This window comes from Kribbella sp. NPDC051718 (assembly GCF_040681515.1).
Classification (GTDB): domain Bacteria; phylum Actinomycetota; class Actinomycetes; order Propionibacteriales; family Kribbellaceae; genus Kribbella.
The window spans coordinates 174,307-197,976 of record NZ_JBFAYZ010000011.1; the positions used below are offsets into that span (position 1 = coordinate 174,307).

The following is a 23,670-nucleotide window of genomic DNA, read 5'->3' on the forward strand; positions in this document are numbered from 1 at the left end:
GAACCGCCCGCACCGGGGTGCCGGCAGGTAGTCCCACAATTCATTATCCCAGCTTGTGGGAAAGCGCACCCATCGGTGTGAGCCAAGAGGCGATTTTAGCCAACCCGGTGCCCATCCGCTGGACCGCCGTGACGTTGGGCGGCGGCACATGCGGGAACGCCGCGACCACCTTGCCGAGCGTCTCGAACGGCAGGTCGCCGACCATCGTGTAGACGATCCCACCCGACGACCAGACGACGTACGACGGCATGCCGTACCGCTGGTAGACCCGGGCACCCTCTGGTGTCGTCGACGCCGTGTAGCCCGCCACTGCCGCCGGGTCGAGCTCCCCGCGCTGCTCGAAGAGCGAGACGTTGAACAGCCCGTCGGAGTACGAGAACTGCAGCGACTTGGTCGCCTGGTCCTGATGTACGTCGTACAGCTGCAGCGATGCCGGGAGCACGGGCGAGCAGGTCCAGCCCTGCGAGCGCAGCCCGTCGACGCTGCCCATCCCGACCGCCTCCACGCTGCCCGGAGCCATCGGGGGCAGGTGGCCGATGAACTCGGACTGCTCGACCTCCAGGTCGGTGAACACGGTCGCCCGGACCAGCGTCTTGCCGTCGTCGCTGAACAGCTGCCGCTGCAGCAGCAGCCCGGTCGCCTGGTCGATCCAGAACCGCGCAGCCAGCGTCTGGTCACCCCGGAGCGCCTCGATCAGTACGGCGGCCCGCCCGATCGTGTCCGTGCAGCACTTGTAGGCGAGCTCGTACGTCGCCTTGAGCAGCGAGAGCGGCCCACCGTCGACAGTCGGCCCCACTGCGTGGCTGGCGCGCTGCACGAACGCCTTGGCGCCCGGTGACGCGGACGAGCCGACCACGCTGATCTCGGACCCCTGCGAAGCGGCGTGCACGATGTCGAGCATCGCGGAGCTGGACCCCTGCGATCCCCAGGACGTGATGATCTGCGTGCCGTGGTACGACACGTGATCCGGCGCCGCCGCCGCCCGCTCCAGCCAGGCGACAGCGTTCGGGTTGTCCTCGCGCTGCGCCACCGGAACAGGCGTGGCAGCAGCAGGCATGGGCAGGCCGAAGCCGATCAGCGCAGTGCCGACCAGTACGGCGAGCCGGGAGAGGCTCACAGCGGTGTCCCTCCTCGTCAGCGGCCTGTCAGGGCCACCGGCTGGAGGGTCGGGCTCAGCCCGGCGTAGCCAGCCCCGTTGAAGGAGTTCATGAGCGCTACCGGGTCCGCGAACGGAGCACCGGCGGCCGCTGCCGCGTGGTCGACGCTGAAGCTCGCCACCGGCGGCTGCAGCGACGGCGGCTGCTCCGACCGGGCCGGGTCGCCCAGGACGAACGCAGTGCCCAGCAGGGAGGCCACAGCCGCGGCAGAGCCCGCTGCACCCAGTACGCCGGTACGCCGGCGGCTGCGGATCGCAGTACGAGACCCTGGTCGCGTGGCGTCGCTCCGAGCCGCCGGGAAGGCCGACCGCTGCGGCATGAGCGTGAAGGCGGCCGGGGTGAGCACCGGGCGGATCTCCTCGCGCGGCTCCGTGCCGAACGACGAGACGCCCATCAGGCGCTGCATCAGGTCCATCGACGGGTCCGGGGCGGGCGTCGCGGCCAGCCGGGCCTTGAGCCGCCGCTGGGCGTCCACCTCGGAGCGGCAGTCGTCGCAGCCGACCAGGTGGCTCAGCACCTTGTCGCGCGAGTCGTGGTCGAGCTCACCGTCGACGACAGCGCTCAGCTTGTCCAAGGGATGTTGCACGGTCACCGGTCGTCACCTCCGGCAGCGAGGGGCCCGTCCGCGGGCGGGCCACTGATACGGGTCTGGCCGGACCGCGGCGCACGGTGCTCGAGGTGCTTGCGCAGCATCGAACGGCCCCGGTGGATCCGGCTGCGGACGGTGCCGAGCTTCACGTCCAGCACGTCGGCGATCTCGTCATACGTCATGCCCTCGATGTCGCAGAGCACCACGGCCGCCCGGAAGTCCTCGGGCAGCGCGTCCAGCGCGTACTGCACGTCGTGGTCGAACAGGTCGTGGTCGAGCTTCTCGGCCGGGCCGGAGCCCTTGGCCGGGAGCCGGTCATGCGCGTCGTCGGGCAGCCCGTCGAAGCGGATCCGCTGCTTGCGGCGGGCGCCGTCCAGGAACAGGTTCGTGGTGATCCGGTAGAGCCAGCCTTCGAAGGTGCCGGGCGTGTAGGACGACAGCGAGCGGAAGACCCGGACGAAGACCTCCTGGGTCAGGTCCTCGGCGTCGTGCTTGTTGCCGGTGAGCCGGTACGCGAGCCGGTAGACGCGGGCCGAGTGGGCCCGGACGATCTCGTCCCAGGACGGCAGCGCCTCGATCTCCGGCTGGACCTTCGGGGTGCTCGCAGCGGGCACCACAGGAGTGTCGACCGGTTTCACGGCAACGCCTCCCTGGGTCCGCTCGGCAACGAGTGAGAACACCATGGTGCCGCGTTCACCGTCCTCTTCGCACGTCGGGTACACCCTGGTTCGACCCTGGGATGCCAGTACGACGAGTCAACGGCCCCCGCTGACGGGAAGTTCCCCGCCTCGGCAGCTCTCATGGAACTCTCATCTACCAGACGCGCGAGCGGCGACAAAGGTTGAACGCCTGTGCCCCGCGTTGGCGGTTGCTTGAGTGATTGCGGTGGTCAGGTGCGTGCATCGCGGTGGCGGAGGGGCGGCCTCGATGTTTTTCCATCGTGGCCGTTCCTCCGCTGCCGCGAGGTGCGTGCCTGGGCGCCGCAAGCGCCAAGCAACCGCCAACGCGGGGCACTAGTTCTCTTCGATGACCGCGATCGGGTCGCCGTCGCGGACGACTTCGCCCTCGGAGACCTTCAGCTCGGTGATCGTGCCGGCCACCTCGGCGAGCACCGGGATCTCCATCTTCATCGACTCGAGGATGACCAGGGTGTCCTCCGGTTCCACCGTGTCCCCGGCCTTGGCGATGATCGTCTGGACGTTCGCCACCAGCTCTGCCACCACGATGTGCGCCACTCATTCCTCCTGTTGCCGGGGCCTCGCTGCGATCCTAGGCCCCGCTGCCTTGGTGCGGGCCCGGTACGACGCAACGCGGGTCCGGCCGGCGCAGGTCGGCGTACAGAACCGTCGTGGGCGGCGCTCCGCCGCGTTGACGAAGACCCGCTCGCAATCCGCCGCGGCGCAGGTGTCGATCGCGTCGAAGCCGTGCCCGGCCACGAATCCGGACAGCCCGAGCGCCGCCCCGGCCGCCACCCACTCGGCCCACGTCGCCTCCGGCTTGGCGACGTGCAGGTGCCACGGCGACCCGTCGTGATCCGACAGATACGGCCGTACTGCGAAGTCGCTCAGCAACTCGTTGAGGATGCGGGCCGCCTCCCGCGGCTCGGCGTGGAACACCGGCCGGATCCGCTCCCGGACCGCCTTGACGGCGGCGAGGTCCCCGTCGTCGACTGTCGCCGTCGGCTCGCCGTGCTCGAGCAGGAACTCGCGCAACGCGTCGACCGACGTCAGCGTCTCCGGATCGAGCGACTTGGTGTTCACCAGGTCGACCGCGATCCGGATCATCCGGTCCGGCGTCGTCAAACTATCCACTCGACCGATCGTAACGCCTTTGTTAACGTAACGCGTAACGGCCATCTATCCGTTACGAAACTGAGGAGGGGACGATGCTGGCCCGCTACCTGACCGCCGCGACCATCGCGCGGGTCGGCGCCGAGATGGTCGTCTTCACCCTCGTCCTGCTCGTCCTGGACCGCACCGACAGCGCTGCATTGGCCGGCATCACGGGAGCCGCCTACGCGCTCCCCGCAATCGTCACCGGCCCCCTGCTCGGCGCCTGGCTCGACAGAACGCCCTACCGCCGTACTGCGCTAGCCCTCAACCAGACCGTCGTAGGCGCCGTCATGATCGCCATGCTCGCCGTCGTGGGCCACAGCCCTCACTGGGTCACTCCCGCGCTCGCAGCACTAGCCGGCATGACGCTTCCACTGGTCAGCGGCGGATTCACCAGCATGCTCCCGAGCCTGGTCCCACCCGAGCGTCTCCCCCGGGCCAACTCTCTAGAGGCAGCCAGCTTCGGCGCCGCCACCATCACCGGCCCTGCCGCAGCCGCCACCATCGCCGCAGCCGCATCGGTAGAAGCCGCCGCCGCAGTGATCGCCCTGACCGCCGCCCTCAGCATCCTGGCGATCGGTCGCCTACCTGCACTATCGCCCGCCCACAAGACCCAGGAACCCTTCCTGGCTTCTGTAATAGCCGGCCTCACCCACCTAGCCCGCACTCCGCGCCTGCGAGCCTCCACGGTGACCACGACTCTCCTGATGGGCGTGGTCAGCATGCTGCTCATCACGCTGCCGCTCCACATGGCCTCGCTCGGCATGCCACGCTCTGCCGCCGGATACCTCTGGACTGCGCTAGAGCTGGGCAGCGTCACGACAGCCCTTCTCCTAGGTCGTTTCCAGACCCGCTGGCGCCCAGAGCACGTTGTGATGGTGTCGGTAGCCGCCTACGGCCTCGCCTTCACCGCTTGGCCGTTGGCGAGCAGCTTCGCTGTGCTGGTGGTGTTCGCAGCCGTCACAGGCCTCCTGGAGGGTCCGATGCTCCCCGCCATGTTCGCCGCCCGCCAGGTCTACAGCCCACTAGCTCTACAAGGCCGGGTCAGCACCTCAGCCGCCAGCCTCCGAATAGGTGCCGCCGCCGTCGGCCAGGCGGCCGCTGGCCTGCTAGTCCCAGCTATCGGCACCGACACCGCTCTCCTACTGATCGCAGCAAGCCTGGTCGGCGCTTCAGCCCTTGGCTATCTATCGAGCTATAAGGCGGTCGCACATGCTGGTTAAAGCCTGGGCCGAGGGCTGGGCCATAGTGCGCGCAACACCTGCGCCGGTGGAGGTGCCCGAGGGCTACCGCATCGATGTCAACAGGCCGGGACACCTCACGCGCTATGTGCTTCCCACCCATGCGCCGGAGCTAGCAACCCGACTGACAGCGCCAGACACCTGGCTGAAGATCTGCGCCCCGGCACCGGCTCTGGACGGGCGGTGGGAGATACAGGAGCCGGAGTATCTGATGAGCACCCAGCTGACCGCGGAGGCGCCGAGCTGCCCAGCGGAGTACGAGCTCAGGGTGGAACAGGTCGACAGTGTCATCGAGGTGGTTGTCAGCAGAGACGGCGCACTAGCGGCGCGCGGCAAGGCGGCGCGCACCGGCGAGTACGCAGTGATCGATCAGGTGATCACCGAGCCCGGCCACCAGCGCCGGGGACTCGGTACCACCGTCATGCGAGCGCTTAGCCAGGCTGCGAGCCGCGGCGGCGCGCGTACCGGAGTACTGGTCGCTACCGAGCAAGGGCAGCGGCTCTATGACCGGCTGGGCTGGGTGCTGGTGTCTCCTATGACCGCTGCTCGACTGTGCGCGCCAGAATGCCCAGAGTTGCGCGCAGACCCGCCTCGGGGATGATCGGGAAGTTCACCCTGCCGCGGTAGCGCTCCTCGATCTGGCTCCAGTCGTAGTAGGACGTCACCAGGGTGCCCACGGCGCTCGGCTGGAGCTGGTAGCCGTACAGGTGCTTGATGGGCGGCTGGATCGATCCGGAGATCGTCCACTCGAGCTCGGTGTCCTCGGTGAAGCGGGTGATGATCACCGTGACGTCGTACTTGCCCATCGGGAGGTCGTTCAGCGCCTCCCGGTCCATGTGAACGACGAACTCGTCGCCGACCGCCGTGACCTGCTTGCCCTCGGCCGACTGGAGCATGCCGGTGCTGTCGATCGCCACATGGCCGCTGGGCTCTCGGAGTACGGCGAAGATCTCCGCAGGTGAGGCAGCGATCTGTCGCCGTACTTCGAAGCGTTCTTTGTCAGTCACCCGCCGAGGATGACAGAACGGGACAAGCTGCGGGGTTGGTCGGGGTTGAGGCCGAGGGAGAGGGACTTGGCGACTGCTACGCGCTGGGCGACGACCAGGGAGGCCATCGGGTCCAGGTCGGCGTGATGGACGATCGTGGCGCCGGTGGCGGACACGTCGTCGAGCAGGTCCGCCGGCGGCTCGCCGAAGATCCAGACGCCGCGGCCGGGCTGGGCGATGGCGATCGGGCCGTGCCGGTAGTCCATGGCGGGGTAGGCCTCGGTCCAGGCCGACGCTGCCTCGCGCTGCTTCAGGCCGGCCTCGTGCGCCAGTCCGATGGTCCAGCGGGTGCCCAGGTAGGTGACCTGCTCCAGCTTGGCCAGCTCGTCCACGTCGATGGTCAGGGCGACCTCGGCATCCGCGGCGGCCTGCGACAGGTCCTGCCCGAGCGACGCCCGCAGCAGCGCCAGCGTGGTGGTCGCGAACCGGGTCTGTACGACGGACTGCTCGTCGGCGAAGTCGAGCATGATCGTGTGGTCGGCGAGCTCGACGATCGGCGAGCCCGGCGTCGCGGTGATCGCGATCGTCGGCAGCGTCGTGTTGCGGATCAGGTCGAGCACCTCGGTCGTCGTACCGGACCGGCTGATGATCACGATCGCGTCGTACTCGCGGCTGGCCGGGAACTCCGACCCGGCGAACGCGTCGGTCAGGCCCTGGCCGAGGTCCTCGCGCAGCGCGGCGTACGCCATCGCCATGAACCAGGAGGTGCCGCAGCCGACCGCTGCAACCCGCTGTCCGGCCGTGGGCAAAGCGCCACCGTACTGCGCGAAACCGGCTGACACCTGCCGCCACAGCTCGGGCTGAGTGGCGATCTCAGTGCTCACGAAGGGCGTATCGGCCAAAAAGGGCGTGTCGGTCATGTCGTCTCCGGACTTGTAATGGTCGAAACTGCTCGAACGTGATCGAATGGTGCCAACCGGCAGCTATCCCGCTGACCGATTGTGTGAAGGAGGAGCCCCGGGTGAAGCGTTATGAACGCCTGAATACGTTGCTCGAGTCGCTCGCGGAAAAGGGCGCGATCGATGTCGACGAGCTCGCGGAGCAGTTGCACGTTTCCGCGGCGACGATCCGGCGCGACCTGGACCACCTGGGAAAACAGCAGCTCCTGACCCGGACCCGCGGCGGCGCGGTCGCCAACGCGGTCTCCTACGACCTGCCGCTGCGCTACAAGACTGCGCGTTTCGCGTCGGAGAAGCAGCGGATCGCGCAGGCCGCGGCGACCCTGGTCCGGCGCGGCATGGTGATCGGGATGAACGGCGGGACGACGATCTCCGAGGTGGCGCGCACGCTGGCGACCCGGCCGGAGCTGTCCGCCGAGCACGGTGAGCCGGCCTTCACGCTCGTCACCAACGCGCTGAACATCGCCAACGAGCTGATCGTCCGCCCGCACGTCAAGATGGTGCTGACCGGCGGCGTCGCGCGGCCGCAGTCGTACGAGATGATCGGCCCGCTGTCGCACCGGATCCTGGCCGACCTGTCGCTGGACATCGCCTTCATCGGCGTCGACGGGATCGACGAGACCGGCGCCACCGCCCATCACGAGGGCGAGGCGAACATCAACCAGCTGATCGTCAGCCGGGCCGCCAAGGTGGTCGTGGTGGCCGACTCCAGCAAGCTCGGCCAGCGCGCCTTCGCCCGGATCTGCGAGCTGAGCGAGATCGACACGCTCGTCACCGACGCGCAGGCCGACGAGTCGCAGCTGTCGATCTTCAAGGAAGCCGGGATCGACGTCATTCGCTCCTGAGCAGTGGCCTGACATCTGTCCGTACCTCCTTCGCTGGGTGTTTGCTGCCTAGTCAACACGATCATATCTGCTCAGGGCTAGAAGTTACGAGCAAGAGTGCGCAACCTCAGCGCGGGAGGCGCGGTCTGGGCATCGCGGGACGCTAGGCTTCTGGCTAGATGAGTACCGCAGCGGCATCGATCAGGGAGGGCATCATCGCCACGGGCATCGACCCCACGTCCTGGGCCTACGCCGAGGACTACACCGGTGAGGACGAAGTCGTCACTGGTGCACGGGCGAGCGCCGACGACAGTGGCATCTCCTCGATCGGCCCGGGTGCCGCCTCCGCGCTGAGCATGCTGGCGGCCGCGGTGGGCGCCAAGGCGGTCGTGGAGATAGGTACCGGCACCGGCGTCTCCGGCCTCGCGCTACTGCGCGGCATGCGCGCCGACGGCACGCTGACGACGGTCGACCTGGACGCGGAGAACCAGCGGCTGGCCCGCAAGACCTTCCTGGACGCCGGCGTACCGTCCAACCGGTTCCGGCTGATCGCCGGCTCGGCCCTGGACGTCGTCACCCGGCTGACCGACGGTCACTACGACCTGGTCTTCTGCGACGCGGACAAGCGGGAGTACACGGCGTACCTGCACGAGGCCCTCCGCCTGCTGCGCCCGGGCGGCGTCGTCGCCTTCGACAACGCACTCCTCCGCGGCCGGGTCGCCGACCCTTCCCACCGCGACCCGGACACCACGGCCGTCCGCGACCTCATCCGAGCCATTCGCGACAACGACGACCTCACCTCGGCGCTACTGCCCACCAGCGACGGCCTCCTGGCCGCCGTCAAGCGCGCCTGACCCTCACCTCAACCGGCAGTCACTCGATGACGTCGAACGAGCACGTCGAGTTAGATGTGCTCGACTGAACTACCTAAAGAAAGCAACAATGGTGCTAATCTGGCTTCTGATTAGCACCAATGTAGGTTCTTTTGGAGGTTCAGGGGATGCGTTCCTTCGCGGACCTCGATCGGCTCATCGGGCAGGTACCGGCGCACGTCGTCATGCATCTCCGGGCGATCGACACGGGCCGGGGCAGCGAGGCCCTCTACCGCCATCAGCTACCGGCCCTGCTGACCGAACTCGCGAGCCGGGCCAGGGTTCAGAGCATCACTGCGTCGTCTGCCATCGAAGGCGTAGTGGTGGCTGATGTCCGGCGGGCGCGGCGAATCATCGACGGTGAAGTGGTACAGCTGCGAAACCGGAGTGAGCAGGAATTCGCCGGGTACCGGAAGACTCTGGACTACCTTTTCCAGGAGGACTGGCACCCGCTGAACCTCGGTCTGATCCTGCACCTGCACCGACTGCTCTGGTCCGAGACCGCGCTGGATGGCGGCAGGCTGAAACTCGACGACAACCTCGTGGTCGATCGATCGCCGGACGGCACCGTGACGGTGAGATTCGTCCCGGTCAGCGCCGCGAAGACCGAGAGTTATCTCGTCGGCTTGCTCGAGCAGTACCAGGCGGCACAGTTGGCCGAGAGGCATCATCCGATCCTTCTGGTCGGACTGGCTGTGCTGGATCTGCTCGTGATTCACCCGTTCGCCGATGGCAACGGGCGGGTGGCGAGGGCACTGACCAACGCGTTGCTCATCGATTCGGGCTACGAGGTCTGCCGGTGGGTGTCACTTGAGCAGTCGATCGCCGATTCGGCGGACGAGTACTACGAAACGCTGCTCCGCTCGACGCACGACTGGCATTCCGACCAATCCGATCCGTGGCCGTGGCTCAGCTATTTCGTGGCGACGCTCGCGACGGCGTACGAAACCTTCGCCCGGAAGGCTGCGGCGGATCGCTCGGGGAGCACCAAGCAGGAGCGGGTCCGTACTCACGTCCTGAAGCATGCTGCGCCGGTCTTCAAGCTGGCCGAGGTTCGGCTGGCGCTGCCCGGGGTGAGCGACCAGACGATCCGGCTGGTGCTCGATCAACTCAAGGCGGAGAAGCGGGTGATGCCTGAAGGCACCGGCCGGGCAGCCCGCTGGCGCCGCATCCCCGGCACTCGGTAGGGACGGCCTGCGGCCGCCATCGACTCGATCCCTGGGCTTACTGCTGCGCCCAGCCGGCGAACCTGCTGATCTCGGCTGTCACATGGGGCCAGGCGTCGCTCAGGGGATCGATCAGCTCGTAGTGGCCCGTACCTTCCACCCGGACGAGTCTGGCGGTGGGGTGGGCGGCGACATACGACTCGGAGACAGCGATGGGAACCCGGGCGTCGGCTGTGCCGTGGACGATCGACACCGGCATGATCGGCGCCGGCAGGTGCGTCGGGTCCAGGTCGTTGCGGACGCCTCCACCCAGGAAGTCGTGTACTCCGGTCTTGTCGAGCTCTAGCTGATCGGCCATCAGCAGGTCGGCTACTGGGGCCAGAGCAACAACTCCGCGGAGGCGGATGGGGTTGAACGTCGCAGCCGCCCACAAGGCGAGGTGGCCGCCCGCGGAGTGCCCGGCCAGCACGAAGCCGGCCCGGAGGTCCATCAGGTCCTCCAGCCGGTCCAGGGCGTCGCGGACATCGGTAGCGGTGGCGTCGGGGTTGCCCGGCTCGCGGCGGTAGTCGATCGAGGCAACCGGCCAGCCCTCGTCGGCCAGTGCCTCGCCTAGCGGGCGGGCGTGCACCCGGTCGTACTCCGGGCGCCAGAAGCCGCCGTGGATGAAGATGATCGCCGGCCGCTGCTCCTGCGCATGCCAGACGTCGACCATCTGCTCCGGGTAGTTGCCGTAGCTCAGCTCCTCGTCCGGGTCGCGGGCCTCACGGGTCAGTACAGAGCGGTCCTCAGTCATCAAGACCTCCCAGTTCGGTCCCCCAGGAAACGTAAGGCGTTCTCTGACAGCAGCTTGACCTGCTGGGCCTCCGAGAGCCAGTCGGCCCGCCGGACGACCTCCCCGACAGGTCGCTCACCCAGGGGATACGGATAGTCACTACCGACCATCACCTGGTCCTCGCCGAGGGTATCGACCAGTAACCGCAACGCTGGTTGCTCAAACACGACGGTGTCGACGGAGAAGCGGCCGAGGTAGTGGCTGGGCGGGTACTGCGACTTGCCCCGTACTACGTCGCCACGGCGATTCCAGGCGTTCTCCACTCGCCCCAGCCAGAAGGCGAAACTCCCGCCGCCATGGGCGAAGCAGATCCGCAACGACTCGGGCAGTTCGTCGAAGGCGCCGCCGAGGATCATCGCCAGCACGGAGAGATGTGTCTCAGCCGGCATCCCGGTCAGCCAGCGGGCCATCCACCGGTCGAGCCTCGGTCCGCCCGGCATGTCCCACGGATGCACCAACACCGGCGCGCCCACCTCGGCACAATGCTTGAGGAAGGCAACGATCCCGGCGTCGTCGAGATCCTTGTCCCCCACGTGATTGCCGATCTCGACCCCCACGTGCCCCGCCGCCAAACACCGATCCAGCTCTTCACAAGCCGCATCCGGATCCTGCAACGGCACCTGGCAGAACGGCACCAGCCTGCTGTCCCCCGCCAGCGTCTCCAAGGTCAGATCGTTGAAGATCCGCGAAACCTTGATCGCCTGATCGGCCGGCCGCTCATACGCAAAGAACACCGGCGTAGGCGAAACCACCTGCAGATCGATGCCATCAGCATCCATATCCACTCGGCGGGTCGCCGGATCCCAGGTCTGCGCACCGATCGGCCGGAACTCGCTCTCCCCGACCATGATCATCGCAGCCCGCTCAGAATCCACCCGCAACCACGGCCACCCCTCCCCACCACAAGTCGCGGCGAGATCCGGCCACCCCTTCGGCACAAGGTGAGTGTGGATATCCACCGCTGTAGGCATCAAGCCTTGCCTGGGTGGAGAGTGCCGCACTGTGGGCAAGTACGGGCTTCTTCGCTGTCGTAGAAGGCTTTGAAGACGGGTGGCAGGTCTTCGACTATGTCGTTCACCTGGAGCTCGACCTCGTGCACGATCGCGTTGCAGTTGGCGCAGTACCAGCGGAACTTCTCCAGCGTGCCCTGCTCGCGGACTCGCTCGATCACCAGGCCGATCGAGTCCGCGTCACGTTGCGGCGAGTGCGGCATGTTGCGCGGCAGCATCCACATCTCGCCCTCGTTGATGTCCACCCGGGCCGGCCCGTCGTCCGTCATCACGTCGACGTGCATCGTGCCCTTGATCTGGTAGAAGAACTCCTCGTACGGATCGACGTGGAAGTCGTTGCGCTGGTTCGGCCCGCCGACCACCATCGTGATGAAGTCGTCGCCGGTCGGGAACATCTGCTTGTTGCCCACCGGCGGCTTGAGCAGGTGCTTGTTCTGCTCGACCCACTCGGGGAAGTTCGTCGACTCCAGGTTCGCCATCGTCTTCACCTCTCCTTGACCGCTGCGACTGCTTGGATCTCGATCAACAACTGGGGATGCGGCAGCTGATGCACGGCGACCGTCGTCCGGGCCGGTCCGCTCTCGTCGAAGAACTCGCCGTAGACCTCGTTGTACCCGCCGAAGTCGTTCATCGACACCAGGTACGTCGTCACGCTGACCACGTCCTCCAGCCCGGCCCCGACCACGCCCAGGATGTCCCGGATATTCTCCAGCACCGCCCGCGTCTGCACCCGGATGTCCAGCGTCGTCGTCCCGAACTCGTCCACCGACGCGCCCGCGATCGTGTTGTCCGGCAACCGGCTGGATGTCCCCGACACGAAGGCGAATCCACCCGCCACCTTCACATGCGGAAACCGCCCGCGCGGCGTCGCCTTCCCGGCCACCACCTTCGCATCGCTCACGACAGCTCCACGCAGACGTTGGTCAGTTCTGAGTAGAAGTGGAGGGAGTGGTTCCCGCCTTCGCGGCCGATGCCGGAGAGCTTCGTACCACCGAAAGGCGTGCGCAGATCGCGCAGGAACCAGGTGTTGACCCAGACGATGCCGACGTCGAGAGCCGCGCCGGCCCGATGCGCCCGGCCGACGTCGCGCGTCCAGACGGTTGCCGCCAGCCCGTACTGCGAATCGTTGGCCAGGGCGAACGCCTCGTCCTCGGTGTCGAACGGGGCGATGTGGCAGATCGGGCCGAAGATCTCCTCGGTGTTCGTCCGGGCGGTCGACGGCAGGCCGGTCACGACGGTCGGTTGCACATAGCAACCGTTGTCGCGGGCGTCGCCGAAGGACGGTACGCCCCCTCCGGTGAGGACGTCGGCACCTTCGGCTCGGGCGAGGTCGTAGTACGAGAGGACCTTGTCGCGGTGGGTCTTGGAGATCAGCGGCATGTTGACGGTGGCCTCGTCGGCGGGCCAGCCGAAGGTGAGTTCGGCGGCGCGGGCGGCGAGGCGGGTGCTGAACTCCTCGAAGACGGGGCGTTCGACGTACAGGCGTTCGGTGCACAGGCAGACCTGGCCGCCGTTGGTGAAGACCGAGCGGACCGATCCCTCGACCGCCGCGTCGAGGTCGGCGTCGGCGAAGACGAGGCCGGCGTTCTTGCCGCCCAGCTCGAAGGACACAGCCTTCACACCGTCGGCGGCGACCTTGGCGATCGCGCTGCCGGTGGCGGACTCGCCGGTGAAGGTGATCGCGTCGACGCCCGGATGCTTGGTCAGGAACTCACCGGCCGAGGACGGACCGAAGCCGTGCACCAGATTGAAAACCCCATCCGGTACGCCGGCAGCCGCCATCACCTCGGCGAGAACGGTGGCCGAGGAGGGCGTCTCCTCCGAGGGCTTCACCACCACAGTGTTGCCGCAGGCAAGCGCCGGCGCCACCTTCCAGGTGAGCAGCAGCAACGGCAGATTCCACGGCACGATGATCGCGACCACTCCGACCGGCTTCCGCACCGCGTAGTTCAGCGCGCGCCGCCCGTCGGCCAACGTCGTTGCGAACGACTCGGTGGAAGCAGTAGTCGCAAAGTCCGCAAACGACCGGAAGTTGGCCGCTCCCCGAGGGATGTCCAAGGTCCGGGCCTGACTGATCGACTTCCCGGTGTCCCCCACCTCAGCAGCCACCAGATCCTCGAACCGCCGCTCGAGCTCGTCAGCCACCCGCCGAAGCACAACCGCCCGCTCCTGCTCACTCATCCGCCCCCAGGGCCCACTGAGCGCAGCCCGAGCAGCCGTCACAGCAGCATCCACCACCGAAGCATCAGCCTCAGCAACCTCGAAGATCTGCTCACCCGTCACCGGACTGACCTTCGCAAACGTCGAGCCACCCTCAACAAACGAACCACCAACGAAGTTCCGCAACAACCCCACCGACGACGGCTGCCCGGTGAGCAACCCCGGCTGCCACAACCCCGCGCTCACCGACACCACCTCGCCTCGTGGCGGCAGGCCGCCACATCGGCCGGAGCAAGGACGAGAGGGCGGCAATGCCTCCGGCCATGGGCGAGAGGGCTGCGGTGCCCCGAGCTGAGCCCGGAGGGCTGGCTGGCGCGAGAGCAGTTGCTGGCGCGGGTGCCCCCATTGGCACTGGCGATGGCGGTCATCCTTTCCTCCCCGAGCGGGCGATCCGGGTGGCTGCGCCGAGTACGCCGGCTCCTAGGAACACAGCGGCGGCTAGGAACTGGTGTTGGCGGTGGACTCGTTGTTGGACTTCGGCGTAGGGGGTGGTGGAGAAGGAGACCAGCTCGTAGCGGGAGACGTAGCGGCCGGGGAGGAGGCGTTCCAGGGTGTGTTCGATGCGTTTGCCCAGGCGGAAGACGGGCGAGGTGACCTTGTCGCGCATTTCTACGAAGTTGTCTAGGGCCATGGCGGCGATTGCTTCGGTATTTTCCCGGCGGCGGTGTTCGTAGAGAGGGAGGGCTCGGGCCCAGGAGCCGCCGGTGTCTGCCAGGCAGCGGTCCAGCTCGACGACGTCTTCGAAGGCGCAGTTGGCGCCTTGGCCGTAGAAGGGCACGATGGCGTGGGCGGCGTCGCCGATCAGGGCCGTACGGCCGTGAGCCTGCCAGGGTTGGGTGTGGACCGTACCCAGGACGCCGACCGGGTTGTGGAGATAGTCGTCCACCAGAGAAGGGGCCAAGGGCAACAAGTCTGGGTAGTGGTTGCGGAAGTGGGCTTCGATGGAGACCGCGTTGCTCAGGGCATCGAAGTCGCCGGCGGGCCAGAAGAGGGTGCAGGTGAAGGAGCGGTCCGGGTTCGGCAGGGCGATCATCATCGAGGTGCCGCGCGGCCAGATGTGCAAGGCGCCAGGATCCAGAGCGAAGGCGCCATCGACCGCGGGGATGCTCAGTTCCTTGTAGCCGTAGTCGAGGAAGTCGACGGACTCTCCGACAGCGCCTTCGGCCAGCAGCTGTTCGCGTACTGCCGAGCCGGCGCCGTCAGCGCCCAGTACTACGTCCGCCGACACCTTCACCTTGCCGCCGGGTGACTCGAAGACTATCGACCCGGTGCACGAATCCAGCTCCACCAGCCGGTGCTCGAAATGCACCGAGACCCCAGGCGCCGCGGCCGCCGCGTCGAGCAGGGCGTTGTTCAGCGTCCCCCGGCTGATCGAGTTGATCGCCCGCTCCCCCGACGCGCTGTACTGCTGGAAGTCCAGCTCACCGGCGACGGGATGGATCATCCGCCCCTTCATCGGCAGCGCGTCGGCCATCACCGAGTCGACCAGCCCGATCCGGCGCAACGCGTCCAGCCCGCGCTCGGAGATCGCCAGGTTGATCGACCGGCCCCGCTCCGGCTGCCCCGCTCGCGGGTCCGGGCGGCGTTCGTACAGGTCGACCGACAGCCCACGCCGGGCCAGATAGCACCCGAGCAGACTCCCTGCCAGGCCGGCACCGACGATGGCTACACGCTCAGTCATGCATTCTCCGGGACAGCTTCGGCCAGCGCTTCAACTGCGCGCCAGCAGTCGTGGTAGAGGGAATAGAGCGGCACAGGAGCCAGCCGCAGTACGTCGGGTTCGCGCGCGTCGGCGATCACGCCGTGCTCGAAGCGCAGCGTCTCGGCCAGCGCGCCGGCTCGCAGCCCGCCGCCGATGCGGAGCGACAACTGGGCACCCCGACGCAGCGGATCAGTAGGCGTGATCACCTGCAACGGCCGCGAGGGCGTGATCCCGGCCAGCAGCTTCTCCAGGTACGCCGTGAGTCGCAGACTGCGCTCGCGGAGTACCGCGATGCCGACCTTGTCGAAGATCTCCAGCGACGTCCGGACCGGGCTCATCGAGAAGATCGGCGGGTTGGACACCTGCCAGGCATCGGCCGAGGCCGGCGGGCGCGACTCGGGCGCCATCTCGAAGCGAGATGCCTCCTCCGTGCTCCACCACCCCTCGAAGCGCGGCAGCGAACCACCCAGATGACGCTCGTGGACGAACGCGCCGGCCAAGGCGCCCGGGCCGGAGTTCAGATACTTGTACGAGCACCAGGCGGCGAAGTCGACGTCCCACTCGTGCAGTGACAACGGCACATTGCCGACGGCGTGCGCGAGATCCCACCCGACGACCGCACCTGCCGCCCGACCGGCCGCGGTGATCGCCGGGACGTCCATCAGTTCGCCGGTCAGGTAGTTGACGCCACCTAGGAGGACCAGGGCGACATCCGGGGCCGACACAGCACTCAGCGCGTCCTCGGTGCGCAGTACGTCCTCGCCGGGGCGCGGGCGGAGTCGCACCACCGCGTCGTCGGGTGAGTAGCCGTGGAACGCGGCCTGCGACCGTACGGCGTAGCTGTCCGACGGGAACGCCGCGTCCTCGATGACGATCTTGAAGCGGTCGGCCGTCGGCCGGTAGAACGACACCATCAGCAGGTGCAGGTTGACCGTCAGCGAGTTCATCACGATGGTCTCGGTCGGCAGGGCGCCGACCAGCCGGGCCGCGGGCTCGGTCAGCAAGGCGTGGTACGGAAGCCAGGGCCGGTCGGCGTCGTGGTGCCCGTCGACGCCCCAGCGTCCCCAGGAGTCGAGGTCCTCGAGCAGCTCGACCCGAGTCGCCTTCGGCCGCAACCCGAGCGAGTTCCCCGCGAAGTACGCGACCTCCGGGTACCCCCCGAGGTGCACCGGCGGAACATCGAACAACTCCCGCCACCCCGGATCACCCTCATCGAGTGCAACTGCCGCAGCCTCCGCCTCCCCCGGATCCACAATCCAGTCCGGCCGCACCCACCCAGCCCGCACCAAGCCGGTCGTCTCCCGGCCCGGCCCCACCGGGTCGAGCTGCTCCGAGTCCGGACCCACCGGATCGCACTGCTCCATGTCCGGCCCCACCGAGTCGAGCTCCGGCCGGCCCGGTTCCGTCTCGTCCGACGTCACGACTCGATGACCGTGTCTTTCCCGACCGCTGTCACGCCGCCTTTGCTGACGGTGAAGCCGCGTTCGCGGTCGCGATCGGGGTCGACGCCGACCTCGACGCCGTCCGGCACGATCACGTTCTTGTCCAGGATGACGTTCTTCAGGACGGCGTTCGCGCCGATCTTGCAGTTGTCCATGATGACCGCGTTCTTGATGTTCGCGCCCGCACTGACGATCACGTTGGCGCCGAGCACCGAGTGGTCGACGGTCGCGCCGGAGATGATCGAGCCCGCGCAGACGATCGACTCGCCGACGGTCGCGTTGTCGGTGAACTTGGCGCCCGGCAGCTGCGGGTGCGAGGTGAAGATCGGCCAGTCGGAGTTGTACAGGTTGAAGACCGGCTGGATCGAGACCAGATCCATGTGCGCCTCGTGGTACGAGTCGAGCGACCCGACATCCCGCCAGTACGACCGGTCGCGATCGAGCGCACCCGGTACGTCGTTGTCCTTGAAGTCGTAGACCCCGGCCTTGCCCTCGGCAACCAGCATCGGCACGATGTCGCCACCCATGTCGTGCCTGCTGGCGGGGTTGGCGGCGTCCTTGCGCAGCGCCTCCACCAGCACGTCGGCGCTGAACACGTAGTTGCCCATCGAGGCGAACGTCTCGTCCGGCGAGTCCGGCAGCCCCGGCGGGTCGGCCGGCTTCTCCAGAAACTCGGCGATCGTGTGCCCGTCGTCGGCGGTCTTGATCACGCCGAACTCGGACGCCTCGGCGCGCGGTACCCGGATCCCGGCCACCGTCACGCCGTTGCCGCGCGCGATGTGGTCGGCGACCATCTGGGAGGCGTCCATCCGGTACACGTGGTCCGCGCCGAACACCACGATGATCTCGGGCTTGGCGTCGTTGATCAGGTTCATCGACTGGTAGATGGCGTCCGCGCTGCCCTGGTACCACTGCGGGCCGAGCCGTTGCTGGGCCGGCACACAGGTGACGTAGTTGCCCAGGAAGGTCGACATCCGCCAGGTGACCGTGACGTGTCTGTCGAGCGAGTGCGACTTGTACTGCGTCAGTACGCACAAGCTGCGGATGCCCGCGTTGACCAGGTTGGACAGTACGAAGTCGATCAGCCGATAACTGCCCCCGAACGGCACGGCCGGTTTGGCCCGGTCCGCCGTGAGCGGCATCAGCCGCTTCCCCTCGCCACCGGCCAGCACGATTCCGAGAATTCTGGGTGCCTTCGCCATGTCCGCACCTTAGCTTTACAACCCCGCTCGCATAAGACGGTTGAGAGTGTCGTGACACTAGGTGTATGCCAATTCTCGTTGAACCCACTACTGCAGTTCACCGATCCTTCCTCGAGGCTTGGGATGAGTTGCCGTCTTCGGATGAGCGGTGGATGGGGGCGAGTGGGTTCCGCGAGCGGTGGACCCGGGAGCAGGTGGAGGATCCGGGTGAGTTCGCGCGGATGGTCGAGGCGATCCGTGCGGATGCCGACGAGAGGATTCCGCCGCCGCCCGATCTGGTGCACCAGACGACGCTCTGGTTCGTCGACGACGGGGTCGAGTGGCTGGGCCGGCTGGCGATCCGGCACACCTTGACGCCGCCGCTGCTCGAGCTCGGCGGGCACATCGGGTACTGCGTACGCCCGTCCGCCCGGCGTCGCGGCCACGCCACCCAGATGCTGCACCAGTCGCTGCCGATCGCCGCCCGACTCGGCATCGATCCCGCCCTGGTCACCTGCGACACCGGCAACGAGGCGTCCCGCAAGGTCATCCTCGCGGCCGGCGGCGAACTCGAAGACGAACGCCACGGCAAACTCCGCTTCTGGGTCGCCACCCACATGTCCTGACGCCCCCACCTCGCAACATCTCAGGGGTTAACCCCTCAGTTGGTGGGTTGCCTGCTCAGGATCTCGCTGGGCAACCCACCGTCTGAGGGGTTAACCCCTCAGATGTCACGCGGCTGGGAGCGGGAGGTGAGGGGGTGGCGTGGCTTATGGTCGGGGGATGAAGATCGCGATCCTGACGCGTGAGTTTCCGCCGGACGTGTACGGCGGGGCCGGGGTGCATGTGGACTTCCTGGTCCGCGAGTTGCGCAAGCTGCTCGAGGTCGAGGTGCACTGCATGGGCGAACCACGAGCCGGCGCGATCGCGCACTCCGAGGACGACCCGCGGATCCCGCACGCGAACGCGGCGCTGCGGATCCTGTCCACCGACCTGACCATGACGGCAGCCGTCGGCGAGGCCCAGCTCGTCCACTCCCACACCTGGTACGCGAACATGGCCGGCCACTGGGCCAAGCTCCTGTACGGCATCCCGCACGTGGTGACGGCCCACTCGCTGGAGCCGCTGCGCCCGTGGAAGGCCGAGCAACTGGGCGGCGGGTACCGGCTGTCGAGTTGGGCGGAGCGGACGGCGTACGAGGCTGCGGACGCGGTCGTCGCGGTCAGCAACGCCACCCGCGACGACATCCTCGCCAGCTACCCGGCGATCGACCCGGCCAAGGTCCACATCATCACCAACGGCATCGACGCGGACTTCTACCACCCGGACCCGTCGACGGACGTGCTCGAGCGCCTCGGCGTCGACCTCAGCCGCCCGTACGTGACGTTCGTCGGCCGGATCACCCGCCAGAAGGGTGTCCCGCATCTGCTCCGCGCGGGGCTGCAGCTCGATCCGTCAGTACAGCTCGTACTCCTGGCAGGCGCCGCCGACACCCCCGAACTGAAGGCCGAGACCGACGCCCTCGTCGACGAGCTGAAGACCAGCCGCGACGGCGTCTTCATCGTCTCGGAGATGCTGCCGCGCGAGGAGGTCCGCCAGGTGCTCACCCACGCGCTCGCGTTCTGCTGCCCGTCGATCTACGAACCGCTCGGCATCGTCAACCTGGAGGCGATGGCCTGCGAGACCGCCGTCGTCGCCAGCGCGGTCGGCGGCATCCCCGACGTCGTCGTCGACGGCGAGACCGGCACGCTGGTCCCGTACGACGAGAACGACCCCACCACGTTCGAACGCCAGCTGGCCGAAGGCATCAACGCCTTGGTCGCCAACCCAGCCAAAGCCGAGGCGATGGGCAAGGCAGGCCGCACCCGAGCCATCGCCGACTTCGGCTGGGACGCCGTCGCCAACCGCACCGTCGAGCTGTACCAATCGCTTCTGTAGCTACTACCTACAGAAGCCTCAGCCGATGCCGGCGGTTGGGGCTTCGCTGGTTAGCCAGGTGGTGAGGAGGCGGGCGCCGGCGCCGGTGGCGCCTAGGGAGTATTCGTGTTCGTCTCGGGGGGACTCGGCGATGCTCGAGAGGTCCAGGTGGGCCCAGGGGAGGCCGCCGGTGAAGGCCTTCAGGAAGAGGGCGGCGGTGATGGAGCCGGGGCCCTTCGAGCTGTTGACCGAGTCGGCGACGGGGGTGGAGATCAGGTCGGTGTACACGTCCGGCAGGGGCATCCGCCACAAGCGCTCGCCGGATACCTCGCCCGCGTCGGTCAGCTGCGACGCGAGCCCGTCGTCGGTGGCGAACAGGCCGCCGTACAGCATCGAGCCGAGTGACACCTTGATCGCGCCGGTCAGCGTCGCGATGTCGACGATCGCGTCGGGCTTCAGTTCGTTCACCGCGTAGGCAAGCCCGTCGGCGAGCACCAGCCGCCCCTCGGCGTCGGTGTTCTTGACCTCGGTCGTCCGCCCGCCGTAGTGCCGGATCACGTCGTCCGGCCGGTACGCCGTCCCCGACGGCATGTTCTCCGCCGAGCAGATCAACCCCGTGACCTTGACCTGGGCACCCAGGTCGCGCAGAGCCGACATCGTCGCGATCACCGAGCCGCCGCCGGTCATGTCGCGCTTCATCGACACCATGCCCTCGCGCGGCTTCAGCGACAGGCCACCGGTGTCGTAGGTGATGCCCTTGCCCACGAGCACGACGTACGGCGTGTTCTTCGTCGCGCCGGCCGGGGTGTAGTCGAGCCGGATGAACCGCGGCGGCCGGGTCGACCCCTTGCCGACCGCGAGGATGCCGCCGAACCCATCAGCCGCGAGCTGCTTCTCGTCCCAGACTTTGACCTCGAGGCCGGTTTGGGCCGCGAGCTCGGTGGCGCGGGCGGCCATCCAGGCCGGGTCCTTCTCGTTCGAGGGCGTGGTCGCGAACTGCCGCGCCAGCCAGCCGGTCCGGCCGATCACCAGTCCGCGCTCCAGTACCGCGGCGCGGTCGAGCTCGGTCCCATCGGTCAGCACCACCCGCTCGACCAGCGGCTTGCCCACGTCGACCGTCTTGCGGGTGAACGTGAACGACCCCAGCGCGATCCCCTCGGCGAATGCCTGGAGCGCCTCGTCGTCGATGCCCTCGGCAACGACCGTGGTCAGCTCGTCCTTGCCCCGGCCGAACCGCGCGATCGCCGCACCGGCGTGTCGCAGCTCCGCCGCGGTCCCGTCGCCGGCACCGACCAGCAGCACCTCGGTGACCTCACCGGTCAGCAGCGGGTACGCCGCGGTCGCGCCCGCCGCCGCGCTGAACCCGCTCGCGCGCTGCGCCTCGAGCAACTTGCCGAGATCCACCCCGAGCCGCTCGCCGGCCTCCTTGGCCACGGCCGGCAGACCCGCCTCGCCGACCACGATCACCCAGGTCCGCGACCCGTGCACGGGGAGGCCCGGCTGCCAGACGACGGCAGGCAGGGTCGGGAAGCTGTTGCGGGCGCTGCTGCGGCGAGCCACCTTGGACGTCCTCACTGTTTTGATCAAAAGAAAGTGTCGATGTCACCGTAACGACCCCGGCCGGTGCCGGAAAAGGCACCCACCGGGGTCGTGGAGTTATGGATGCGCTCACCTGGAGCACACCGGAGAATCGGATCAGCCGACAACGGCTTTGAGCGCGTTCCCCAGCTCGGTCGCCTCATCGGCGTTCAGCTCGACGACGAGCCGACCGCCGCCCTCGAGCGGAACCCGCATCACGATGCCCCGGCCCTCCTTGGTGACCTCGAGCGGACCATCGCCCGTCCGCGGCTTCATCGCCGCCATGCGCGCACCCCTTCCCTCATTGGATACTGCCCTCTTCGGTGTTGAGCGACGACACCACTCGGGCGCTGGAGTCGCCGGCGCCCGTGCGGTGATGCGCCGTCGGCGCGCATCGCAAAGTGTGTATCTCGACCCATTATCCCCGATCCTGGGCCAGAGCCGTGCACCATACGGCAGACTCAGGTCTCGTGCATGCCCGTTCAGCCCTCTTCGACCTGTACGGCGACCACCTGCGCGCGCGGGGAGCGCAAGCACCGGTGGCCGCCCTGGTCCGGCTGCTTGCCCCGCTGGGTGTACATCCACCGGCAGTTCGGACCGCCGTGTCGCGGATGGTCCGGCAGGGCTGGCTGGAACCGGTACGGATCGACGGGCAGCCCGGTTACGCGTTGACGTCCCGGGCGCGTCGCCGCCTCGACGACGCCGCGGTACGGATCTACCGGACCGAGGCCGACGGCAACCTCCCGCCGGACGGTCCGGACAGCGACGGCGAGGCACCCGGCGGCTGGGACGGGCACTGGCATCTGGGCATCCTGCGGGAGGTACCGAACGCCCGCCGGCGCGAGCAGCTGGCGAGCCAACTCGCCTTCCTGGGTTGGGCTCCGCTGTCCGACGCGGCCTGGGTCGGCCTGCGCAACGACACCGAGGTGGACCAGATCCTCGGCCTGGAAGGGATCGCCGTGGACCGGTTCCGCGCGCCGGTCGAGGACGACGCTGCCGGGTTCGCCCGCCGGGTCTGGAAGCTGGACGAACTCGGCGCGTCGTACGACTCCTGGCTGAAGGACGCGAAGGCGCTGGTCGACAGCGCCGGGGACGACCTGACCGACGAGCAGGCGTTCGCAGTACGGTCGGAACTGCTGCACGAATGGCGCAAGTTCCTGTTCCTCGATCCCGGGTTGCCGGCCGAGCTGCTGCCGGCCGACTGGGCCGGTACCAAGGCAGCCGCGTTCTTCGACTTCCACGCCACCCGGCTGGGCCACGCGGCCGGGCGTTTCGTGGACAACTGCCTGACGATTCACTGACAATCTTCACCGAGTGTTGGGAGCCAGCAACGATGAGTGACTCTGTGCTGTACGACGTGGCCGACGGCGTCGCGACGATCATCCTGAACCGGCCGGACGCGATGAACGCGTTCGACACCCCGACCAAGGTGGCGCTGCGGGACACCGTGCAGGCGGCGGCCGCGGACGACGCCGTCCGGTGTGTCGTGCTGACCGGCACCGGGCGTGCCTTCGGCGTCGGGCAGGACCTGAAGGAGCACATCCGGCTGCTCGAGGCGAACGACACGGACGCGCTGTGGAGCACGGTTCCCGACCACTACGCGCCGATCGCGCTGGCGCTGGCCGAGATGCCGAAGCCGGTGATCGCCGCGGTGAACGGGGTCGCCGCCGGGGCCGGCGCGTCGATGGCGTTCGCCTGCGACTTCCGGATCGTCGCCGAGACGGCCGGCTTCAACTTCGCTTTCGCGGGGATCGCGCTGTCGTGCGACACGGGGGTCTCCTGGACGCTGCCGCGGCTGATCGGTACGGCGCGCGCGACCGAGTTGCTGTACTTCCCGCGGACGGTCCCGGCCGCTGAGGCGCTCACGCTGGGGCTGGCGACTTCCGTCGTACCGGCTGAGGAGCTCGCTTCGGCGACGACCGAGTTGGCGACCAAGCTGGCCAACGGGCCGACTGTCGCGTACGGATCGATCCGGCAGTCGATCGCGTACTCCGCGACGCACACACTGGCCGAGTCGCTCGCCTTCGAGGGCGGCAAGATGCAGCTCACCGGCGACACCGAGGACCACCGCAACGCGGTCGCGTCCTTCGTCGCCAAGGAGAAGCCGACCTTCCACGGCAAGTAGCAGACGTACTGCGGCCCGGAAACCCACCTGAGGGTCT

General features: G+C 68.1%; 26 protein-coding genes. 9 read left to right on the forward strand and 17 right to left on the reverse strand.

Annotated elements, in window-relative coordinates; all coding sequences use genetic code 11:
- Window positions 1-43 precede the first annotated feature (43 nt).
- From AB0M15_RS34100 to AB0M15_RS34120, 5 genes are all read right to left on the reverse strand, one after another.
- Entirely contained in the window at window positions 44-1,117 is a 1,074-nt protein-coding gene (locus tag AB0M15_RS34100) for a sigma-E factor regulatory protein RseB domain-containing protein (RefSeq protein WP_363827805.1), read from the reverse strand.
- Between the two features lie 17 nt (window positions 1,118-1,134).
- Window positions 1,135-1,749, reverse strand: a complete 615-nt coding sequence (locus tag AB0M15_RS34105) for a zf-HC2 domain-containing protein (protein WP_363827808.1) — start codon at window positions 1,747-1,749, stop codon at window positions 1,135-1,137.
- Complete coding sequence (sigE, locus tag AB0M15_RS34110; protein ID WP_363827811.1) at window positions 1,746-2,429, reverse strand: RNA polymerase sigma factor SigE; 684 nt, start codon at window positions 2,427-2,429, stop codon at window positions 1,746-1,748. Before sigE ends, AB0M15_RS34105 begins: the two co-directional genes overlap by 4 nt.
- Before the next feature lie 330 nt (window positions 2,430-2,759).
- Window positions 2,760-2,981: a biotin/lipoyl-binding carrier protein gene (locus AB0M15_RS34115; RefSeq protein WP_363827814.1), complete on the reverse strand. Its 222-nt coding sequence runs from the start codon at window positions 2,979-2,981 to the stop codon at window positions 2,760-2,762.
- Window positions 2,982-3,557, reverse strand: a complete 576-nt coding sequence (locus tag AB0M15_RS34120; protein ID WP_363827817.1) for a CGNR zinc finger domain-containing protein — start codon at window positions 3,555-3,557, stop codon at window positions 2,982-2,984.
- A gap of 74 nt (window positions 3,558-3,631) precedes the next feature.
- Here AB0M15_RS34120 and AB0M15_RS34125 point away from each other — a divergent pair, with 74 nt between their 5' ends.
- Entirely contained in the window at window positions 3,632-4,801 is a 1,170-nt protein-coding gene (locus AB0M15_RS34125; RefSeq protein ID WP_363827820.1) for an MFS transporter, read from the forward strand.
- A gap of 229 nt (window positions 4,802-5,030) precedes the next feature.
- Complete coding sequence (locus tag AB0M15_RS34130; protein ID WP_363827824.1) at window positions 5,031-5,420, forward strand: GNAT family N-acetyltransferase; 390 nt, start codon at window positions 5,031-5,033, stop codon at window positions 5,418-5,420.
- Here AB0M15_RS34130 and AB0M15_RS34135 read toward each other — a convergent pair.
- Both AB0M15_RS34135 and AB0M15_RS34140 read right to left on the reverse strand, forming a co-directional pair.
- Window positions 5,353-5,826 (reverse strand): polyketide cyclase, encoded by a 474-nt coding sequence (locus AB0M15_RS34135; protein ID WP_363827827.1) that lies wholly within the window; start codon window positions 5,824-5,826, stop codon window positions 5,353-5,355. The genes AB0M15_RS34130 and AB0M15_RS34135 overlap by 68 nt on opposite strands.
- Window positions 5,823-6,725, reverse strand: coding sequence for an SIS domain-containing protein (locus tag AB0M15_RS34140; RefSeq protein WP_363827830.1), 903 nt, complete (start codon window positions 6,723-6,725; stop codon window positions 5,823-5,825). The genes AB0M15_RS34135 and AB0M15_RS34140 overlap by 4 nt, the downstream gene beginning before the upstream one ends.
- Before the next feature lie 101 nt (window positions 6,726-6,826).
- Between AB0M15_RS34140 and AB0M15_RS34145 the strand changes: the two genes are divergently transcribed.
- From AB0M15_RS34145 to AB0M15_RS34155, 3 genes are all read left to right on the forward strand, one after another.
- On the forward strand, window positions 6,827-7,609 hold the full coding sequence (locus tag AB0M15_RS34145; RefSeq protein WP_328327915.1) for a DeoR/GlpR family DNA-binding transcription regulator: 783 nt from the start codon (window positions 6,827-6,829) through the stop codon (window positions 7,607-7,609).
- A gap of 158 nt (window positions 7,610-7,767) precedes the next feature.
- Window positions 7,768-8,442, forward strand: coding sequence for an O-methyltransferase (locus tag AB0M15_RS34150; RefSeq protein ID WP_363827842.1), 675 nt, complete (start codon window positions 7,768-7,770; stop codon window positions 8,440-8,442).
- Window positions 8,443-8,588: 146 nt separating this feature from the next.
- Entirely contained in the window at window positions 8,589-9,647 is a 1,059-nt protein-coding gene (locus AB0M15_RS34155; RefSeq protein ID WP_363827847.1) for a Fic family protein, read from the forward strand.
- A 37-nt stretch (window positions 9,648-9,684) separates the two neighbouring features.
- On the opposite strand, the gene AB0M15_RS34160 is transcribed toward AB0M15_RS34155, so the two are convergent.
- From AB0M15_RS34160 to glgC, 8 genes are all read right to left on the reverse strand, one after another.
- Window positions 9,685-10,419, reverse strand: coding sequence for an alpha/beta hydrolase (locus AB0M15_RS34160; protein WP_363827850.1), 735 nt, complete (start codon window positions 10,417-10,419; stop codon window positions 9,685-9,687).
- Window positions 10,419-11,429 (reverse strand): amidohydrolase family protein, encoded by a 1,011-nt coding sequence (locus AB0M15_RS34165; protein ID WP_363827853.1) that lies wholly within the window; start codon window positions 11,427-11,429, stop codon window positions 10,419-10,421. Before AB0M15_RS34165 ends, AB0M15_RS34160 begins: the two co-directional genes overlap by 1 nt.
- A complete protein-coding gene (locus AB0M15_RS34170; RefSeq protein ID WP_363827856.1) occupies window positions 11,429-11,947 on the reverse strand; it encodes a 3-hydroxyanthranilate 3,4-dioxygenase in 519 nt (172 codons plus the stop codon). The genes AB0M15_RS34165 and AB0M15_RS34170 overlap by 1 nt, the downstream gene beginning before the upstream one ends.
- 5 nt (window positions 11,948-11,952) lie before the next feature.
- Window positions 11,953-12,369, reverse strand: a complete 417-nt coding sequence (locus tag AB0M15_RS34175) for a RidA family protein (protein WP_363827859.1) — start codon at window positions 12,367-12,369, stop codon at window positions 11,953-11,955.
- On the reverse strand, window positions 12,366-13,874 hold the full coding sequence (locus tag AB0M15_RS34180; protein ID WP_363827862.1) for a 2-hydroxymuconic semialdehyde dehydrogenase: 1,509 nt from the start codon (window positions 13,872-13,874) through the stop codon (window positions 12,366-12,368). The genes AB0M15_RS34175 and AB0M15_RS34180 overlap by 4 nt, the downstream gene beginning before the upstream one ends.
- A 178-nt stretch (window positions 13,875-14,052) precedes the next feature.
- Entirely contained in the window at window positions 14,053-15,369 is a 1,317-nt protein-coding gene (locus AB0M15_RS34185) for an NAD(P)/FAD-dependent oxidoreductase (protein ID WP_363827865.1), read from the reverse strand.
- A complete protein-coding gene (kynU, locus tag AB0M15_RS34190; RefSeq protein ID WP_363827872.1) occupies window positions 15,366-16,811 on the reverse strand; it encodes a kynureninase in 1,446 nt (481 codons plus the stop codon). Before kynU ends, AB0M15_RS34185 begins: the two co-directional genes overlap by 4 nt.
- Window positions 16,808-18,034, reverse strand: coding sequence for a glucose-1-phosphate adenylyltransferase (gene glgC / locus AB0M15_RS34195; protein ID WP_363827879.1), 1,227 nt, complete (start codon window positions 18,032-18,034; stop codon window positions 16,808-16,810). The genes kynU and glgC overlap by 4 nt, the downstream gene beginning before the upstream one ends.
- A 65-nt stretch (window positions 18,035-18,099) precedes the next feature.
- On the opposite strand from glgC, the gene AB0M15_RS34200 reads away from it, so the two are divergent.
- Window positions 18,100-18,639 carry a GNAT family N-acetyltransferase gene (locus AB0M15_RS34200; RefSeq protein ID WP_363827884.1) on the forward strand — a complete coding sequence of 180 codons (540 nt, stop codon included), beginning with the start codon at window positions 18,100-18,102 and terminating at the stop codon, window positions 18,637-18,639.
- Between the two features lie 157 nt (window positions 18,640-18,796).
- Window positions 18,797-19,951 carry a glycogen synthase gene (glgA, locus tag AB0M15_RS34205; RefSeq protein ID WP_363827887.1) on the forward strand — a complete coding sequence of 385 codons (1,155 nt, stop codon included), beginning with the start codon at window positions 18,797-18,799 and terminating at the stop codon, window positions 19,949-19,951.
- An 18-nt stretch (window positions 19,952-19,969) separates the two neighbouring features.
- Here glgA and AB0M15_RS34210 read toward each other — a convergent pair whose 3' ends face one another.
- Both AB0M15_RS34210 and AB0M15_RS34215 read right to left on the reverse strand, forming a co-directional pair.
- Window positions 19,970-21,505, reverse strand: a complete 1,536-nt coding sequence (locus tag AB0M15_RS34210) for a leucyl aminopeptidase family protein (protein ID WP_363827890.1) — start codon at window positions 21,503-21,505, stop codon at window positions 19,970-19,972.
- Window positions 21,506-21,625: 120 nt separating this feature from the next.
- Window positions 21,626-21,793 carry a DUF3117 domain-containing protein gene (locus AB0M15_RS34215; RefSeq protein WP_012923066.1) on the reverse strand — a complete coding sequence of 56 codons (168 nt, stop codon included), beginning with the start codon at window positions 21,791-21,793 and terminating at the stop codon, window positions 21,626-21,628.
- Between the two features lie 185 nt (window positions 21,794-21,978).
- On the opposite strand from AB0M15_RS34215, the gene AB0M15_RS34220 reads away from it, so the two are divergent.
- Both AB0M15_RS34220 and AB0M15_RS34225 read left to right on the forward strand, forming a co-directional pair.
- Window positions 21,979-22,809: a PaaX family transcriptional regulator C-terminal domain-containing protein gene (locus AB0M15_RS34220; RefSeq protein ID WP_363827892.1), complete on the forward strand. Its 831-nt coding sequence runs from the start codon at window positions 21,979-21,981 to the stop codon at window positions 22,807-22,809.
- A gap of 32 nt (window positions 22,810-22,841) precedes the next feature.
- Complete coding sequence (locus AB0M15_RS34225) at window positions 22,842-23,633, forward strand: enoyl-CoA hydratase-related protein (protein WP_363827895.1); 792 nt, start codon at window positions 22,842-22,844, stop codon at window positions 23,631-23,633.
- The last annotated feature ends 37 nt before the right edge of the window (window positions 23,634-23,670 follow it).

What these genes read in the sequence shown, in the direction of transcription:
- AB0M15_RS34140 (WP_363827830.1), bottom strand. Translation starts at nt 6,725, where the DNA reads ATGACCGACACGCCCTTTTTGGCCGATACGCCCTTCGTGAGCACTGAG.
- AB0M15_RS34170 (WP_363827856.1), bottom strand. Translation starts at nt 11,947, where the DNA reads ATGGCGAACCTGGAGTCGACGAACTTCCCCGAGTGGGTCGAGCAGAAC.
- AB0M15_RS34215 (WP_012923066.1), bottom strand. Translation starts at nt 21,793, where the DNA reads ATGGCGGCGATGAAGCCGCGGACGGGCGATGGTCCGCTCGAGGTCACC.
- AB0M15_RS34130 (WP_363827824.1), top strand. Translation starts at nt 5,031, where the DNA reads ATGAGCACCCAGCTGACCGCGGAGGCGCCGAGCTGCCCAGCGGAGTAC.
- AB0M15_RS34150 (WP_363827842.1), top strand. Translation starts at nt 7,768, where the DNA reads ATGAGTACCGCAGCGGCATCGATCAGGGAGGGCATCATCGCCACGGGC.
- AB0M15_RS34225 (WP_363827895.1), top strand. Translation starts at nt 22,842, where the DNA reads ATGAGTGACTCTGTGCTGTACGACGTGGCCGACGGCGTCGCGACGATC.
- AB0M15_RS34200 (WP_363827884.1), top strand. Translation starts at nt 18,100, where the DNA reads ATGCCAATTCTCGTTGAACCCACTACTGCAGTTCACCGATCCTTCCTC.
- AB0M15_RS34155 (WP_363827847.1), top strand. Translation starts at nt 8,589, where the DNA reads ATGCGTTCCTTCGCGGACCTCGATCGGCTCATCGGGCAGGTACCGGCG.
- AB0M15_RS34125 (WP_363827820.1), top strand. Translation starts at nt 3,632, where the DNA reads ATGCTGGCCCGCTACCTGACCGCCGCGACCATCGCGCGGGTCGGCGCC.
- sigE (WP_363827811.1), bottom strand. Translation starts at nt 2,429, where the DNA reads ATGGTGTTCTCACTCGTTGCCGAGCGGACCCAGGGAGGCGTTGCCGTG.
- glgC (WP_363827879.1), bottom strand. Translation starts at nt 18,034, where the DNA reads ATGGCGAAGGCACCCAGAATTCTCGGAATCGTGCTGGCCGGTGGCGAG.
- AB0M15_RS34160 (WP_363827850.1), bottom strand. Translation starts at nt 10,419, where the DNA reads ATGACTGAGGACCGCTCTGTACTGACCCGTGAGGCCCGCGACCCGGAC.
- AB0M15_RS34185 (WP_363827865.1), bottom strand. Translation starts at nt 15,369, where the DNA reads ATGACTGAGCGTGTAGCCATCGTCGGTGCCGGCCTGGCAGGGAGTCTG.
- glgA (WP_363827887.1), top strand. Translation starts at nt 18,797, where the DNA reads ATGAAGATCGCGATCCTGACGCGTGAGTTTCCGCCGGACGTGTACGGC.
- AB0M15_RS34165 (WP_363827853.1), bottom strand. Translation starts at nt 11,429, where the DNA reads ATGCCTACAGCGGTGGATATCCACACTCACCTTGTGCCGAAGGGGTGG.